The sequence below is a fragment of the Caballeronia sp. Sq4a genome (genome assembly GCF_023170545.1).
GTDB lineage: Bacteria > Pseudomonadota > Gammaproteobacteria > Burkholderiales > Burkholderiaceae > Caballeronia.
Genome location: NZ_CP084250.1, coordinates 473,655 through 490,073, shown reverse-complemented (window position 1 = coordinate 490,073; position 16,419 = coordinate 473,655). Strand labels below are relative to the sequence as shown.

Annotated in this window: 16 protein-coding genes; 7 read left to right on the top strand and 9 right to left on the bottom strand. The window is 65.7% G+C overall.

Going from position 1 to position 16,419, the window contains the following annotated elements; translation table 11 throughout:
* Positions 1 to 240: 240 nt before the first annotated feature.
* Positions 241 to 564, bottom strand: a complete 324-nt coding sequence (locus tag LDZ24_RS02305) for an AzlD domain-containing protein (protein WP_175939566.1) — start codon at positions 562 to 564, stop codon at positions 241 to 243.
* Positions 561 to 1,355 carry an AzlC family ABC transporter permease gene (locus LDZ24_RS02300; protein WP_248321311.1) on the bottom strand — a complete coding sequence of 265 codons (795 nt, stop codon included), beginning with the start codon at positions 1,353 to 1,355 and terminating at the stop codon, positions 561 to 563. The genes LDZ24_RS02305 and LDZ24_RS02300 overlap by 4 nt, the downstream gene beginning before the upstream one ends.
* 333 nt (positions 1,356 to 1,688) lie before the next feature.
* Between LDZ24_RS02300 and LDZ24_RS02295 the strand changes: the two genes are divergently transcribed.
* The 6 genes from LDZ24_RS02295 to LDZ24_RS02270 all read left to right on the top strand — a co-directional run bounded on the left by LDZ24_RS02295 (position 1,689) and on the right by LDZ24_RS02270 (position 6,461).
* Positions 1,689 to 2,609, top strand: coding sequence for a branched-chain amino acid transaminase (locus LDZ24_RS02295; protein WP_244847975.1), 921 nt, complete (start codon positions 1,689 to 1,691; stop codon positions 2,607 to 2,609).
* Between the two features lie 67 nt (positions 2,610 to 2,676).
* Positions 2,677 to 2,871 (top strand): zinc-finger domain-containing protein, encoded by a 195-nt coding sequence (locus LDZ24_RS02290; protein ID WP_244847974.1) that lies wholly within the window; start codon positions 2,677 to 2,679, stop codon positions 2,869 to 2,871.
* A gap of 180 nt (positions 2,872 to 3,051) precedes the next feature.
* Positions 3,052 to 4,125: a lipopolysaccharide heptosyltransferase II gene (gene waaF / locus LDZ24_RS02285; RefSeq protein WP_248321310.1), complete on the top strand. Its 1,074-nt coding sequence runs from the start codon at positions 3,052 to 3,054 to the stop codon at positions 4,123 to 4,125.
* A gap of 167 nt (positions 4,126 to 4,292) precedes the next feature.
* On the top strand, positions 4,293 to 4,736 hold the full coding sequence (locus tag LDZ24_RS02280; RefSeq protein ID WP_175939561.1) for a nuclear transport factor 2 family protein: 444 nt from the start codon (positions 4,293 to 4,295) through the stop codon (positions 4,734 to 4,736).
* A gap of 48 nt (positions 4,737 to 4,784) precedes the next feature.
* The gene (locus LDZ24_RS02275) at positions 4,785 to 5,876 is read left to right on the top strand and encodes a YheT family hydrolase (protein ID WP_248321309.1); all 1,092 of its coding nucleotides are present in this window, start codon (positions 4,785 to 4,787) and stop codon (positions 5,874 to 5,876) included.
* Between the two features lie 3 nt (positions 5,877 to 5,879).
* Entirely contained in the window at positions 5,880 to 6,461 is a 582-nt protein-coding gene (locus LDZ24_RS02270; protein WP_248321307.1) for a DUF2946 family protein, read from the top strand.
* Positions 6,462 to 6,465: 4 nt separating this feature from the next.
* On the opposite strand, the gene LDZ24_RS02265 is transcribed toward LDZ24_RS02270, so the two are convergent.
* The gene (locus tag LDZ24_RS02265) at positions 6,466 to 9,282 is read right to left on the bottom strand and encodes a M48 family metalloprotease (RefSeq protein WP_248321306.1); all 2,817 of its coding nucleotides are present in this window, start codon (positions 9,280 to 9,282) and stop codon (positions 6,466 to 6,468) included.
* 157 nt (positions 9,283 to 9,439) lie between these two features.
* Between LDZ24_RS02265 and moaC the strand changes: the two genes are divergently transcribed.
* Complete coding sequence (gene moaC / locus LDZ24_RS02260; RefSeq protein ID WP_248321305.1) at positions 9,440 to 9,931, top strand: cyclic pyranopterin monophosphate synthase MoaC; 492 nt, start codon at positions 9,440 to 9,442, stop codon at positions 9,929 to 9,931.
* A 19-nt stretch (positions 9,932 to 9,950) separates the two neighbouring features.
* Here moaC and LDZ24_RS02255 read toward each other — a convergent pair whose 3' ends face one another.
* The 6 genes from LDZ24_RS02255 to LDZ24_RS02230 form a co-directional block, all read right to left on the bottom strand.
* Complete coding sequence (locus LDZ24_RS02255; RefSeq protein ID WP_248321304.1) at positions 9,951 to 11,774, bottom strand: Wzy polymerase domain-containing protein; 1,824 nt, start codon at positions 11,772 to 11,774, stop codon at positions 9,951 to 9,953.
* Positions 11,775 to 11,910: 136 nt separating this feature from the next.
* Complete coding sequence (locus tag LDZ24_RS02250; RefSeq protein WP_256465379.1) at positions 11,911 to 12,504, bottom strand: pilin; 594 nt, start codon at positions 12,502 to 12,504, stop codon at positions 11,911 to 11,913.
* A gap of 121 nt (positions 12,505 to 12,625) precedes the next feature.
* On the bottom strand, positions 12,626 to 13,324 hold the full coding sequence (locus LDZ24_RS02245; RefSeq protein WP_248321302.1) for a TerC family protein: 699 nt from the start codon (positions 13,322 to 13,324) through the stop codon (positions 12,626 to 12,628).
* Between the two features lie 124 nt (positions 13,325 to 13,448).
* Positions 13,449 to 14,330 carry a succinate--CoA ligase subunit alpha gene (gene sucD / locus LDZ24_RS02240; protein WP_175939552.1) on the bottom strand — a complete coding sequence of 294 codons (882 nt, stop codon included), beginning with the start codon at positions 14,328 to 14,330 and terminating at the stop codon, positions 13,449 to 13,451.
* Between the two features lie 99 nt (positions 14,331 to 14,429).
* Complete coding sequence (gene sucC, locus LDZ24_RS02235; RefSeq protein ID WP_248321301.1) at positions 14,430 to 15,596, bottom strand: ADP-forming succinate--CoA ligase subunit beta; 1,167 nt, start codon at positions 15,594 to 15,596, stop codon at positions 14,430 to 14,432.
* Positions 15,597 to 15,716: 120 nt separating this feature from the next.
* On the bottom strand, positions 15,717 to 16,343 hold the full coding sequence (locus tag LDZ24_RS02230) for a DUF2889 domain-containing protein (RefSeq protein ID WP_248321299.1): 627 nt from the start codon (positions 16,341 to 16,343) through the stop codon (positions 15,717 to 15,719).
* Positions 16,344 to 16,419 lie beyond the last annotated feature (76 nt).

The window sequence follows — 16,419 nt, the reverse complement described above, 5'->3', positions numbered from 1 at the left end:
TGTCGCGCGGACGTGCCGAGGGTCGAGTGGAGTGAGACGCGGAGAAAGATACGCGCCAAGCGCGCAGACACGGACGCAGCGGACAAGCCGGAGGCGGCGAGCTTCGGAACCGTTGCGGTGACTGCCGGACTCACTTTCGACCTCGCTCCATGCGACAGGAAAGACCGACATTTTAACCGATCACCCCGCCCGCTATTAGCCGGTGATTCTTGATGATGCGTATTTGACGCGCAGCGCGCCTCACGCGGCGAGGCGCAGCAGCGTGAAGACGATCATGCCGACCGCGATGGTGCCCATCATGCCGCGCCGCCACACGTAATACGCGAGGCCGGCGAGCGACGCCCACACCGCATGATTCGAGAACGCGATCGAGAAGCCCGCGGACGTTTCGAGCAGATCGGGCACGACGACGCCCGCCAGCGCGGCGGCCGGCGCGTAGCGCAGCACGCGTTGCACGCGCGGCGGCAGCACGGTGCGCTCGCCGCCGATCAGGAAGAACGCGCGCGTCGCCGCGGTCACCACGCCCATGCCGAGAATCGCGAGCCAGATTTGGAGCGTGGTCATCGCGCGGGCCTCGCGGGTTCGGGCTCGGCCGCTGCATCCGGCGCGGCGGGCGCTTCGGCGTCGCCGGAAAGCAGAGCGGCCGGGCGCGCCTTTTCCGCGATCAGATCGGCGAGCGTGCCGGCCAGCAACGCGGCGAGCACCGCGAGCGGCAAGCCGAAGCGATACGGCAGATGAAACGCGAGCAGCGCGACCACGCTCGCGACGACGACCGCGGCGAGCGTCGAGCGCGTGGCGATCGCGGAGACGATCAGCGGAATCAGCGCCAGCGTTCCCGCCAGTTCCAGCCCCCAGTTGTCGGGGATGAGGCTCGCGAGCAGAATCCCCGCCACCGACGACGCCTGCCACGCGAGCCAGCACGTGAACGCGAGTCCCCAGAAGAACGCTTCCTTCCCGGGCTGCCGGCCGACGGGAAAATTCCGCGCGGAGAACATCAGATAGATGATGTCGCCGTTGAAGTAGCCGATCGCGAGGCGCCGCCACATCGGCAGATAGGAGAAGTGCGGCGCGAGCCCGGCGCTGAAAATGACGAAGCGCAGATTCACCATCGCTGCGGTGAGGAGCACGGTCCAGAGCGGCAGCCCGGCGGCCAAGAGCGGCAGCACCGCGAGTTGCGACGACCCAGCGTACACCGCGAGCGACATGCCGAGCGCCTGCGGCACGGTGAGCACCGATTTCGTCATGGCGACGCCGGTGACGAGTCCCCACGAGAACGTCGCCATGACGGCGGGAGAGAAAGCGCGGGCACCGTCGAGAAATGCGCGGCGATTCGTGTCGGATAGCCGGTGGAGCATGCAAGGGTGCGCGGCCGGGTTGCCGCGATGACGAAATGGGGAAACGGGGGAAACGCCGCGCGCCGGCGTCGAAGAAACGGACGACTCGGCGCAGCTTGCCGCTTGCCCGGTCGGCACGACGCTTTCGGGCGGCTTTGCCGGTTCGCGGCGAAAGGCAAAGTATAGCCGCGTGAAAGGCGCTTCCTATCCGGTTTGGTCGCGAAAAGACGCTAAAATGACGAACTTTGACCGCTCTTGCAGCCGGCAGCGCCGGCAACGCGCGGAATAGGAAGATTCACCCGGAGATTCACCCGGATTCATCGAATTTCTGAACGAGACAGCTAGGAGAACCGTATGTCAATGGCCGACCGCGACGGCAAGATCTGGATGGATGGCAAGCTCATCGACTGGCGAGACGCTAACATCCACGTTCTGACGCACACGCTGCACTACGGCATGGGCGTATTCGAGGGCGTGCGCGCGTACAAGACCGCCCAGGGAACGGCCATTTTCCGCCTGAAGGAGCACACCAAGCGCCTTCTGAACTCGGCGAAAATCTTCCAGATGGAAGTCCCGTTCGATCACGCGACGCTCGAAGCCGCGCAACTCGAAGTCGTGCGCGAGAACAAGCTCGAATCGTGCTATATCCGCCCGATCATCTGGGTCGGTTCGGAGAAGCTCGGGGTCTCGGCCAAGGGCAACACCATTCACGTGGCCATCGCCGCGTGGCCGTGGGGCGCGTATCTCGGCGAAGACGGGCTCGCGAAGGGCATCCGCGTGAAGACGTCGTCGTTCACGCGCCATCACGTCAACGTGTCGATGGTGCGCGCGAAGGCGTCCGGCTGGTACGTGAACTCGATTCTCGCGAATCAGGAAGCCGTCACCGACGGTTATGACGAAGCCCTGCTGCTCGACGTGGACGGCTACGTGTCCGAAGGCTCCGGCGAAAACTTCTTCCTCGTGAACAACGGCAAGCTGTACACGCCGGACTTGTCGTCGTGCCTCGACGGCATCACGCGCGACACGGTCATCACGCTGGCGCGCGACTTCGGCATCCCGGTCATCGAGAAACGTATCACGCGCGACGAAGTCTATACGTGCGACGAAGCGTTCTTCACCGGCACGGCCGCCGAAGTCACGCCGATCCGCGAACTCGACAATCGCACGATCGGCGAGGGCAAGCGCGGCCCGATCACGGAGAAGCTGCAAAGCGCGTTCTTCGACGTGGTCGGCGGCAAGAACGAAAAGTACGCGAGCTGGCTCGCGAAAGTCTGAGGCTGCGAGGGCTCCGCTGCCCTCGCGCGACAGACGACAGCAACGAACGACATTGAAAGAGATAGCAATGAGCGACCTGAAGGAAATGCCGCTGGTGGAATTGTCGGCGAAAGATATCCCCGCGTTCTGCCCGAATCCGAAGATGCAACGCTGGAGCGCGCATCCCCGCGTGTTTCTCGACGTCACGCACGGCGAAGCGCGCTGCCCGTATTGCGGCACGCGGTACAAGCTGAAGGACGGCGAAGTCGTCAAAGGCCACTAAGCTCGCCGAAGCACTCTCCGAGCCTCGTCGATGCGCGCGTTTCGGGCTCGTCCCGAGCGCGCGCTTTCGTTCGCTCTCGCTTGTTTTTGCCGCATGGCCGCCGCGCCATGACACCACACGACCGACGCCCCGCCGCCCGATGCGGCGAGCCGCCACTATTTTGAGACCGGAAAACGACTGATGCGCCGTGCGCTGGTTATAGCACCGAACTGGATCGGTGACGCGTTGATGGCGCAGCCGCTGTTCACGCTTTTGCGAAAGCTCCATCCGCGCATCGCGATCGATGCCGTCGCGCCAAGTTGGGTCGCGCCCGTGCTCGAACGCATGCCGGAAATCCGCGACGTCTACGCGACGGATCTCGCGCACGGCAAGCTGCAACTGCTGCGCCGCTGGCAGCTTGCGAGCGACCTGCGCGATGTCGGCTACGACGCGGCGTACGTGCTGCCCAATTCCGCCAAGTCCGCGCTCATTCCGTGGATGGCGGGCATCCGGCTGCGCATCGGCTACAAGGGCGAGGCGCGTTACGGGCTCTTGAACGTGCGCCACCCGAATCCGCCGAAGACCGAGCGCCCGCCGATGACCGCGCAGTATGCCGCCCTCGCCTATGCGCCGGGCGCGAAGCTGCCGTTCATCGACCGATACGCGCAAGCTCACGACGCAGCGGCAAGCGACGCGCCGCTGTTGCCGGTGCCGCGCCTCGAAGCCGATCCGAACGAAGCGGCCCGCGTGTCGGCGCGCTTCAATCTGGATACGCGCGCGCCGCTCGTCGTGTTCTGCCCCGGCGCGGAGTACGGCCCGGCCAAGCGCTGGCCGCCCGAGCACTTCGCGTCGCTCGCGCAGTTCGTCGCGCAGTCGTTTCCGTATGCCCGCATCGTCGCGCTCGGGTCGAAAAAAGATTCGGCGGTCGCGCAGGCCATCGCGGACCGCGCGCCGAACGTGCGCAATCTGTGCGGCCAGACATCGCTCGGCGAAGCGTGCGCGCTGATCGCCCGGGCGAGCGCCGTCGTCACCAACGACTCGGGGCTCATGCACGTGGCGGCGGCGCTCAAACGTCCGCTCGTCGCGGTGTACGGCTCCACCGATCCGCGCCACACGCCGCCCTTGTCCGACGTCGCAAAGGTACAATGGCTTCACCTTGAGTGCAGTCCGTGCTTTTCCCGCGAGTGTCCGCTCGGCCATCTGAACTGCCTGCGCGAACTCTCTGCCGAACAGGTTTTCGCCGATCTGCGCGGCATGTTGCTCGCGCATCGCTGAGGCGTCACGCCTGCCTTGCAGCGGCGGCTTTGCGGCGGCATCGGCATTTTCGTGTGCGGGCGCGGACACGCGAGTGTCTCCGAACGGAGGCATGCTTTGAACCATGACCGATGCGGCACGCCATCGTGACACGGCGTTGCGCGCGAATGCCAGAGACCCACGAGCCCATGCCACGTTTCGCCCGCCTATTCGAAGCCGCCGCCGACACTCTCAACGCTTACTATCAGGCTGTCGCGGACAACAGCATCGACGCTGTGATGTCGCTTTGGATCGACGAGGAGTTCGCCACCTGCATCTGCGCGGACGGCACGCATCTGCATGGCCTCGAAAGCATTCGCGCGGGCCTCGGCAAGCAGTTCGGCGCGCAGGCCGTCAGCATCGAGCCGCTCGATATTCGCGTGTACGACAGCTTAGGCACGGTGGTCTATGCCATCGCGGAGGCGCATCAGCCGGCGGGCACCGCCGCGCCGCGCATGATTTTTTCGACTTACGTGATGGTTCACGAACGCGGCGAATGGCGCATTGCGCATATTCACGCGAGCGAGATGCCGATGGAAGCGGCCGGCCAGTTCGCCGCAAAGCTGCGTCACGGGCAGGGACCGTTGCACTGAAATACCGCAGTCACGAAGCATAGAAAGACGTTCGCCGGGGAGAAGGCCATGAAGCGCGATCCGTTGTTGAAACACGATTCGTCGTTCGTGGACAAGGCGCCCGCCGTCGCGCTGAAGGAAACCGCGCAAGCCGCAGGCAGCGTGCTCGCCGAACCCGTCTCGCAATGGCTCTACAGCGCGCCGCGCTGGCTGCCGACGAGTCACGCGCAAACCATCGTGCCCGCGCTCTTCGGGCGCAAGCCGGCGGTCCGTTACCGGCGCGAACGCTGGGATACGCCGGACGGCGATTTCATTGATGTCGACTGGCTCGCGCACGATGACGCGGCTCGCCCGGCATCGACCGCTCCGCTTTTCGTGCTGTTTCATGGCCTCGAAGGCAACTCCGACTCGCATTACGCCCGCACGATGATGGCGGCCGCCCAGGCGCGCGGCTGGCACGGCGCGGTGCCGCACTTTCGCAGTTGCAGCGGGCCGATGAACCGGCTGCCGCGCTTTTATCACCTCGCCGATAGTGCGGAGGTCGACTGGATCCTGCGGCGTCTGCGCGAAAGGCATGCGGGCCCGATCGTCGCGGCGGGCGTGTCGCTCGGCGGCAATGTGCTTCTGCATTGGCTATGCGAGCGCGGCACGAACGCTTCGATGATCAGCGGCGCCGCCGCCATTTCCGCGCCGCTCGATGTCCACGCGGGCGGTCACGCGATCTCGCAAGGCTTCGGCATGGTCTATACGCGCAGCTTCCTGAAGTCGCTCAAGAAGAAGGCGCTCGCGAAGCTCGACCAGTATCCGGGTCTGTACGACCGCCACGCCGTGCTCGCCGCGCGCACGCTCTATGAATTCGACAACGTCGTGACCGCGCCGCTGCACGGTTTTCGCGATACCGACCATTACTGGACGACGGCGACCATCCGCGCGCATCTGAACCGCATCGAAGTGCCGGCGCTCGTCTTGAACGCCCGCAACGATCCGTTCCTGCCCGAGCGCGCGCTGCCTTCGCAGGCCGAAGTGTCGGCCTCTGTCACGCTCGATCAGCCGAACCACGGCGGCCATGTCGGCTTCATGACGGGCCCGTTTCCGGGACGCATCGACTGGCTGTCGTCGCGCGTGTTCGGCTACCTCGAACATTTTCTTCCGGGCGAATGAATCATGGATGAGATCGTCAAGCAGGCGCTGGCCAAGTGGCCGAACGTTCCGCATTGTACGGGCTGGCTGTTGCTGGACCGGCGCGGTCAGTGGCGCATGCGCGACGAGGCGGCGCAGGCCGCGGGCGCGCTCGGCGATGCCATTCGCCATGAAGCGCTGATCGGCTTCATCAACCGCAATTACGAGCGCGACGCCGACGGCCAGTGGTTCTTCCAAAACGGGCCGCAGCGCGTGTATGTCGAACTGGCTTATACGCCGTGGATCGTGCGTCTTTCCGTGACTGACGGCGCATTGCGGCTGACGGATCACACCGGCGCGCCGTTCGAGCCGGCGCACGCATTTCTCGACGACGAAGGCGCCCTGCTCTTTTCCGACGATGCCACGCCGCCGCGCGTAGCCGCCCTGCACGATCACGATCTCGATCTGTTCTCGAGCCACGCGACGTTCGATGACGCGTCGGGCGGCGGCGTCTTCCATTGGCGCGATGGAACCGATCTGCCTTTACAGCGTATCGCGCGCGCCGACGTCGAGACGCGTTTCGGTTTCGTCGCCAGTCCGGCTGCGCGCGCGGCGTCGAAAGCCTGAGGCGTCAGCTCTTTTTCTCCTCGTCGCGCTCTTCCCTGTAGCGCGCTTCGAAGTCGCGCAGCCGCGCGGAAATCGTCGAAAGATCGTAGAAGCTCGCGGTTTTGACATCGCGTGCTTCCTTCAACTGGCGAATGGCGGACGGCCAGGCGCCGTCGAGCGCCAGTTTCTCGGCCATCGCCTGATGCTGGCCCAGCGGATCGTTCATGCCCGCGCTCGCCTGCGCCAGATACAGCCACCAGTCCGCGCGCTGCGGTTCTGCGCGCGTTTCGCGGCGCGCGAGCGTCTGCGCTTCCTCGTAGCGATGCGCGGCCATCAGCGCTTGCAGATGCGCGTCGATCGCCGCGTGCGAGTTCGGCCAGCGCGTTTGGGCGAGGTCGGCGAGGCGCACGGCGTCGTCGTAACGGCCCGCGCGACGCGCGATGTCGGCGGCGAGCACGTCGAGGCTGGGCGTGCTGCGGGCGGCTTGCTGGGCGGTCACGCGCACGGGCGGGAGCGCGATGGGCGCGCTTGCCGCGGCGGGCGCGGCGGCATCTGCGTTCAGCGCGCCGTATGCGCTGCTGCTCAGGAGCGAGGACATCGAGACGGCCGGGGCGGAGGGGGTCGCGGTTCGTGGCGTCGAGTGCGGGTTGGCGTTGTCCTTGGACGCGCCTTGCATGGTGGACGTTTGCGCGGAGAGCGGTCCGTCGCCACGCGCAGGTGATACTTCCTTTCCGGCGCGTGCATTCGTCGTTGAGGCGAACGTGCCTTGCATATTGGCTGCTTGCGAAGACGGCGCTTCGTCGCCACGCGCAGGCGCAGTTCCAACGCCCGCGCGAGTGCTCGCCGCCGAGCCCGGCACGCCGCGCAGCGATGCGCCAAGGCTTTCGCCTTGCGCTTTCGACGCAGGCTTTTGCTGCTGCGCGTGGCGCTTGTCATCGGAAGGCGCATCGCGGCTCTGACCGCCCTCGACCGTCTGCGCCAGTTCGCGCCGCGCCTCAACCGAAGCCGCCGCCGCGCTCGCCTCCTCGCCTTCGAAGAGCCGCCGCGCGTTGGCGAGCGCATCGTTCGCGGCGGTGTAATCGCCCGTCAGCGAACGCGCGAGCGCGATGCCGTACCAGTTCGCGGCGGGATTGAGCGCGGTCTGATCGTCGATTTCGGACTTCAGACGGCTCGCGACCTCGCGATAGTCGCTCGCATAGTTCACCTGAAGCACGCGCGAGCGCGCACGCACGAACGCATATTCCGGCGACTGCCGCGGCTGCCGGTACGGCACGCGTCGCGCGCGATCCTCCATGTCGGCGATACGCTCGGTCGTCAGCGGATGCGTGCGCGCGTAAGCCGGCACGCCGTTGTCGGCCATCGACGCGCGGTCGAGCCGCTCGAAGAACGCGGTCATCGCGTACGGGTCGTAGCCGGCGGCCGCGAGCATTTGGAAGCCGACGCGGTCGGCCTCGTGCTCGGCGGCGCGCGAGAAGCGCAGCTGGTTGTCGACGGCGAAGGCCTGTCCGCCCATCGCGATGCCCATGCCGAGATCGCCGCTGTGCGTCATGACGCCCGCCAGCAGGCCGGCGAGCATGGCCGCTAGCGCCGCGTACCCGCTTTTTTCCTGCGCGCCGATCATGCGCGCGATGTGACGCTGGAGCACGTGCCCCATCTCGTGGCCGACCACGGACGCCAGTTCCGATTCCGTCTGCGTCGCCGAGATCAGCCCCGTGTTGACGTCGACGAAGCCGCCCGGCATCGAGAACGCGTTGATCTGCGGATCGCGCACGGCGAAGAGTTCGAAGTCCGAACGATAGCCGCCGAGGTACTGCGTCGCGGCGGCGGCAGAGAGCTTCGATGCGATGAAGTCGAGGTAATCGCGGATCAGCCAGTCGTCGAGGTAGTCGGGATCGGCGCGGACTTCGCGCATCATGCGCTCGCCGAGCTTGCGCTCCGCCTGCGGCGAGAGCGTGCCGCCGGAGCCGTCGCCCAGATCCGGCAGTTGCACGGACGAAAGCGGCGCGCGCAGGCCGGCCATCGCGCCCGGCCGATTGGCGAAGCGGCTTTCCGCGCCGCCGTAGACGCCGAATATGCCGTCGGCGACGGTGTTGGGTGGCGTGGTGGCGGTGGAGGTTGCGGGTGGGTCGGTGATTGCGTTTGCCGCAGTTGGCCCGTTCTTCGCGTTTGGTGCGTTTCCGCCAACTTGTCCGTTCAATCCGCTTGCTGCGGTTGCTGCGGTTGCCACGCTTGCTGCGGCCGTCGTGTTCCTCGCGGTCGTCGCGATCGGCGCGTTCCCCGAATATTTCGCGTTGGTCGGGTTTGCTCCGTTGGTCGACCTGGTCGCGTTGGTCGCGGTCGCCGCGATTGACACGTTCCCCGGATATTTGGCGTTGGTCGAGTTCGCTGCGTTTGCTCCGCTGGTCGAACTGGTCGCGTTGGTCGCGGTCGCCGCGATTGACACGTTCCCCGGACGTTTCGCGTTGGTCGGGTGTGCCGCGTTTGCCCCATTGGTCGAACTAGTCGCGTTCGCCTCGTTCTCCGCGTTCGTCGCGGTCTTCGCGTTGGTCGCGTTGGTCGCGTTCGCCGCGTTGGTCGAGTTCGTCGAGTTCGCCCCGTTCGCCGCGTTCGACGCGTTCGACGCGTTCGACGCGTTCGCCGCGTTCGCCGCGTTCGCCGCGTTCGTCGCGTTCGTCGGGTTCGTCGCGTTCGCCGCGTTCGCCGCGTTCGTCGAGTTCGTCGAGTTCGTCGCGTTCGTCCCGCGACCCTCAACCGCGCCCCCCTGCGCCGCAGCGAACGGCGGCATGGCGAGACTGAGACACAACGCGAACACGAGCCCGCGGCTCGGACGATTCAGGAACATGGCGCGAAGCCGGAGCGTCGCCGGCGGTCAGCGTGAGGACGGAAACGCGCTTATCGTATCAAGTGTTGCGCGCCCGGCGGTACCTGTGGACACGGCTTCGCGCCGTTTTTGCCGAAGGCCCCGCTGGTAAGATAAGCGCCCACTGCAAGGAGACGCTATGTCCGGACTCACACATTTCGATGCCTCCGGCGAGGCGCACATGGTCGATGTCGGCGGCAAGAACGAGACGCGGCGCATCGCGGTGGCACGCGGCTCCATCGTCATGCGCGACGACACGCTCGCGCTGATCCGCGAAGGACGCGCGAAAAAGGGCGATGTGCTCGGCGTCGCGCGCATCGCCGCCATTCAGGGCGCAAAGCGCACCGCCGATCTGATCCCGTTGTGTCATCCGCTTGCCCTGACGCGCGTGGCCGTCGAGTTTTCCGTCGATGACGCGCTGCCCGGCGTGCATTGCGAAGTGCGCGTCGAGACCGTGGGGCGCACGGGCGTCGAGATGGAAGCCCTCACCGCCGTGCAAGTCGGCCTGCTGACCATTTACGACATGTGCAAGGCCGTCGATCGCGGCATGACCATCACGAACGTGCGCGTGATGGAAAAGCACGGCGGGAAATCCGGGGACTGGGTCGCGGACTCGCAGCCGTCCGCCTGAATCGCGCCCGGGCCGGCGCTTACTCGTCGGCGTCGTCGTCCGTCGAGGAATCCGTTCCCTCCGGCGCCCCATACCGCTTGACCAGATCGGCCCTGAAGCCCGCCAACGGCGCACCGATTTCATCGACGGATCGATACACCGACGCAAGCTGCGTCGGCCAGTCATGGAGTTGGGTCGCGAAGATTTGCAGACGCGCCATCGTATCCATTGCTTCGCTGCGCTGACCCGCGAGCGCCTGCAACACCGCGTAACGGCGCAGCACCGTCTCGCCGGGCAACAACGCGATGGCCTGCCGATGCGCCGCCAGCTTCGCTTCGATGTCCTGCGCGTTCATCGGCAGCAGCGTCGCCGCGCCATACTCGCCCCACGCGCCGAACAGGAACGAAGGATCGTCGCGATACTGCTCCGCCGGCCGCGAGCCGTAGTACAGCACCTCGGCGCGGTTGTAGTCGCGCATCGTCGGATACAGCGCGATCAGACCCGCCACGACGAGAAAGACGTAACCGCCGTACGAGACCGGCCGCGCCACGAGCCGCAGCGGCCGCGTCTCGAGAAGACCGATCACGAGCATCGCGGGCATTAGAAAGAACATGTACTGCTGCGGATACTCGACGAGCGCGTGCATCATCAGCACGCCGAGCAGCGAAAGCGCGAAGACGCGCGCCGGCGTGTGCGGCGCCCGCAGCACGCGGATCAGCCACAAGACGATGCCCGCCACGAGCACCGCCACGCCGAGCAGCCCGGTCTTCGCCAACAGGTCGATGAAGATATCGTGCGCGTTGTTCGCAATCTCGACGCCGCCGAGCTCGCGCACCATGTCGAACTGATAGCGCGGAAACTCGCCCCAGCCGACGCCGAGCAGCGGATGCGTCTTGAACATCGTCCAGCCATACTTCCACAGCGCGAGACGCGGCGCGATCTGATTGGCGTCCTGCATGCGCTCCGCCGCCGATTGCGCGAGATCCAGTTGATAGCGCACGTTCACCCAGCGCACCACGGCATTCACCGCCACGAAGAGCACGGCAAGCACGAACGGCACGACCCATGCGCGGAGGTCGCGCCCCTCGCGTCCTTCGCTTCCGGTCGGGCCGTCGAGGTCGTCAGCCGCGCCGGGGCGTCGGCGGATGAAGGCCATCCACAATCCGGCGACGACGATCACCGCCGTTTGCAGCCACGGTCCGCGCGACACGGTGAGCGCGAGCCCGAACGAAAGCACCGCCGACACCACGAGCCAGATCACGAGCGGCATGCGGCGCGTCTGCACGAGATACATCGCCCCTGCCAGGCCGAACGAGATGACGGTCGCGAGATGGTTCGCCTGCGCCATGTTCCCGAAGAGCCGCCGTTCCGTCGCGACGTTGTAGGCCACGACCAAAGGCGCGAATCGCGCTTCCATATGGAACAACTGCACGGTCTGGCAGAACACCGCGAAAAGGCCGCCCGCCAGCAACGCGGCAGCGCCGATGCGCAACGCCTTCTCCGACAGCCCCGCGCGCACCAGCCCGAACCCCGTATGCACGGCCACGAACGATGCGAGCAGATAGGCGCCGCCGAGCCAGTTCATCGAAGGCTGCGCGACCGGCAGCAGCACCGTCTGCGCGACGAGCACGATGCCGAACGCGAGCGGCATCAGCGCGACCACCGGCGACGCGAACGGCACGCGCGGTTCCGAAACGCGCACGAGTATGGCGACCGTGGCTCCGAGCGCAAGATACAAGGCCAACGCGCTGTATTCGGCGTAGAACGTCGGGATCGGATACGTATGGTTGACGACGCCGAACGGAATCGTCAACGCAAGACACAGAACGGCAAAGCAAAGGTAGCGCGCGAATTGGGAAGGCATGAGGGGCTGGGAACGTCGGGAACCGGCGCACTATACAAAACTTTGCGTCCGCTGTGCGCCGCGCACCCGCAAATGCTACGAAATCCACCGGTTCCCGCGCCGCGCTCACGCCTCCCGTTTACCGCATGCACGTCGCTCAGGCGCGGCACTCCGGCGGCGCGAGATTCGCCGGCAGCGTCGCGGCTTGCGTGGGCGCAGGTCCCGCGCCCGGCGCAGGCAGCGACGAAGCGGCCTTGCCTGCCGCGAAGCATTCCCACGTGATCGTGCCCGCCTGCACCGAGCCACGCGTCAGCGCGACGCGAGCCGTCGGTGTATCGGCGTTATCGGGCGCCGAAGGCACGAGCACCAGCGTATTCGATCCGGCCGGCGCGACGCGCGTCGTGTAGGCGATCGTGATCTGGCCGGTGTCGCTGTCGACGTGGATGGATTCGATATTGCGCGTGGCCGGCGGCGACGCATACGCGCTCGCCAGATCCGCGCCGCTCGCGGCATTCTCGGCCACTGCGAGCCGCGCAGACGACGCGAGCGACATGCCCTCGCCCACGCGGCTACGCGACAAATAATCCTGATACGCGGGAATCGCGTAAGCCGCGACGACGCCCACGATCGCCAGCACGATCATCAACTCGATCAGCGTGAAACCACGCGCGCCTGCCTGCGCGCGTTTCAGCCATGCACCGAAGCCGTCGCCCTCGCGCGGCGCATTTACATCCGAAACCATGCTCGTCATTGCCACTCCCTGAAAGACACGAAGCGTCGGCCGCGATATGCGAACCGAACGCTTCGATGGTAGGGAGGGCGCGCAGGCCGCGACAGTCGGCCATTCGGCTAACGCCGGCGTGGGTGGGAAGTCAGCCCGTGCTCGCGAGCGCGCGGCGCTTCATCAGCCAGCCCGCCGCGATCACGAGCGCCGCGCCGGCGAGGCGCGCGGCATACCCCGCCACTTCGGTGTTGAGCGCGGGCCAGCGGTCGATGAACGGATCGTCGATGATGAGTCCGCCCGCGATCCATCCGAGCAAGCCCGCGCCGAGCAGCACGACGATCGGGAAGCGGTCGAGCAGCTTCAGCACCAGCGTGCTGCCCCACACGATCAGCGGAATGCTCACGACGAGCCCGAAAATCACAAGCACGAAGCGGTGCTGTGGGTCCGCGGTCTCGGCCGCGCCCGCGATCGCAATCACGTTGTCGAGACTCATCACCGCGTCCGCGACGATGATCGTCTTGACGGCGGCCCAGAGCTTGTCCGACGAACTGATGTGAGGCTCGTCGTGGCCGGGTTGCAGGAGCTTCATGCCGATCCACAGAAGCAGCAAGCCGCCGACGAACTTGAGGAACGGGATATCGAGCAGGAACACCGCGAACGCGATCAGCACGACGCGCAGAACAATGGCGCCGAGCGTGCCGAGCACGATGCCGCGCGTGCGCTGCGTGGCGGGAAGATCGCGGCAGGCGAGCGCGATCACGACGGCGTTGTCGCCCCCGAGCAGAATGTCGATGACGATGATTTGCAGAACCGCGCCCCAATGGAGCGTCGAGAAGAATTCGAGCATGGGCAGAACGAGCTGTGACCGGAAACAAAAAAGCGAGGAAGCCAACGCTCCCTCGCTTTTTCTTCGGCTTTAACGAAAGGATTCAGTAAGAGTACCAAACCCTCGTGTTGCGCGCCCGACTGCCTTAGATCACCGACTTCAGCAGGCGGCCCATCTCGGACGGATTCTTCGTGACCTTGATGCCGCACGCGTCCATGATTTCGAGCTTGGCGTCCGCCGTGTCCGCGCCGCCCGAGATCAGCGCGCCAGCATGGCCCATGCGCTTGCCCGGAGGCGCCGTCACGCCCGCGATAAAGCCGACGACCGGCTTTTTCATGTTGTCCTTGATCCAGTAAGCGGCGTTCGCTTCATCCGGACCGCCGATCTCGCCGATCATGATGACGGCGTCCGTTTCCGGATCGTCGTTGAACATCTTCATCACGTCGATGTGCTTCAGACCGTTGATCGGATCGCCGCCGATGCCGACCGCCGACGACTGGCCGAGGCCGAGCGCCGTCAGTTGGCCGACTGCTTCGTACGTCAGCGTGCCCGAACGCGACACGACACCGATGCGGCCCTTCTTGTGAATGTGACCCGGCATGATGCCGATCTTCAGTTCGTCCGGCGTGATCGTGCCGGGGCAGTTCGGTCCGAGCAGCAGCGTCTTGCGATTTTCGCGGCGCATGCGGTCCTTGATTTCGAGCATGTCGCGAACCGGAATGCCTTCCGTGATGCAGATGGCGAGATCGAGATCGGCCTCGACGGCTTCCCAGATCGCGGCGGCTGCGCCCGCGGGCGGCACGTAAATGACCGAAACGGTCGCGCCGGTTTCCGCCTTCGCTTCCTTGACGGACGCGTAGATGGGAATGCCTTCGAAGTCTTCGCCGGCCTTCTTCGGGTTCACGCCCGCAACGTACGCTTCACGGCCGTTCGCGTATTCGCGGCACGCGCGCGTGTGGAACTGGCCGGTCTTGCCGGTGATGCCCTGCGTGATGACCTTCGTGTCTTTGTTGATCAGAATCGACATGTAGTGACCTCTGTTCGTTTGGCGTCGCCAAAGCAGTTGCCTTGCGCCGCCATTCGTATCTGGTGGAACGCTCTCTTAGGCTCGGTAAGCGAAGCGCGCTTACTTGCCTTCGGCAGCCGCGACGACCTTCTGCGCGGCTTCTTCCATGCTGTCGGCCGAAATGATCGGCAGTCCCGACTCCGCCAGCATCTTCTTGCCGAGGTCTTCGTTGGTGCCCTTCATGCGCACGACGAGCGGCACCTTCAGGTCCACGGCCTTCGACGCCGCGATCACGCCTTCCGCGATGACGTCGCAGCGCATGATGCCGCCGAAGATGTTGACGAGAATCGCCTTCAGGTTCGGGTTCTTCAGCATCAGCTTGAAGGCTTCGGTGACCTTTTCGGTCGTCGCGCCGCCGCCGACGTCGAGGAAGTTCGCCGGCTCGCCGCCGAACAGCTTGATGGTGTCCATCGTCGCCATCGCGAGGCCCGCGCCGTTCACGAGGCAGCCGATGTTGCCGTCGAGCGAGATGTACGCGAGGTCGAACTTCGACGCTTCGACTTCAGCCGGATCTTCTTCGTCCAGATCGCGATACGCGACGATTTCCGGGTGACGGAAGAGCGCGTTCGAATCGAAGTTGAACTTGGCGTCGAGCGCGATCACCTTGCCGTCGCCGGTCAGGATCAGCGGGTTGATTTCGGCGAGCGATGCGTCGGTTTCGTAGAACGCCTTGTACAGGCCTTGCAGGATCGCGCGGGCTTGTGGGATCGATGCGTCAGGAATGCCGATCTTGCGCGCGAGGTCGTCCGCGTCCTTGTCTTGCAGGCCGGTCGACGGCTCGACGGCGAACTTGTGCAGCAGTTCGGGCGTCTTTTCCGCGACTTCCTCGATGTCCATGCCGCCTTCGCTCGACGCCATCACGACGATTTTCTGCGAAACGCGGTCCAGCACGAGGCCGACGTACAGTTCCTTCTTGATGTCCGCGCCTTCTTCGATCAGGAGGCGGTTCACCTTTTGGCCTTCCGGACCGGTCTGGTGCGTGACGAGCTGCATGCCGAGGATCTGGTTCGCGTACTCGCGAACCTGCTCGATCGACTTCGCGACCTTCACGCCGCCGCCCTTGCCACGGCCGCCCGCGTGAATCTGCGCCTTGACGACCCAGACCGGGCCGCCCAGCTCTTCCGCGGCCTTGACCGCATCATCCACCGAGAACACGGGTTTGCCGCGCGGGACCGCGACGCCGAATTTCCGCAGGATTTCCTTACCCTGGTACTCGTGAATCTTCATGCGTGATTCCTTCAGTCTGAGAGTTGGAGTGAACTTCTTCGATTTCGAATTGCTTGAACCGCTGATTGTTTGATTCTTGTCCGGTTGCCGGGAGCGTTCCGCGTTGGGAACGCGCGCGCGTCAGGTGTCCGGCTTTTCGCGTTCCGCCTGGCCACGATCTTCCGCCCGCGATGGCTCATGGCCGAACCAGCGCGGATAGTATTCGCGCACGGCCGGGCCGTCGAAGCGCAGCGCGTGGCAGCGGCCGAGCTGGAACGGCGGCTGAGCCGACGTCGCCTCGGCTCCGCCTTGCGCGAAAGGACTGCCGCTCTCGATGGACCACACTTCGCCGGAGAACGCCTGGATAGCGGCGGTCGGCAACACGGCGCACAGCTCGGTGAGATGCGTGCAGCCCGCCGTTCCGCGCAGGCGCGCGCCGGCTTCGCGACGAAAGTTCTGGAGCAGATTGAGTCCGATGAGCGCGCGATACGCGGAATTCGACTCGGCGCACAACGCCGCATAAGGCGCCCATTCGGAAGACGCCTCGGCGTTGACGATGGTGAGCTTGCGGTCGATGGTGATGCGCAGCCAGAGTTCATGGATCGGCAGGCCTTGCGGCCGGACGCCCGCCGCGAGCGGAAAGTCGCGGGGCTTGTCATCGGTTAGACAGGCTTCGATGTCCCACAGGCCGTCGTCCCGCTCGAACGCTTCCAGCCGAATCGCGCGACGATGGCGCAACTGTCGGGAAACGGGCGGAGAAAGAGGCATGGGACCAAAGCCGGAACGGGGAAACCGTTGAATTTTAGCATAGCGAGTATTTCGGGCCGTGCATGCGCCTGATGAT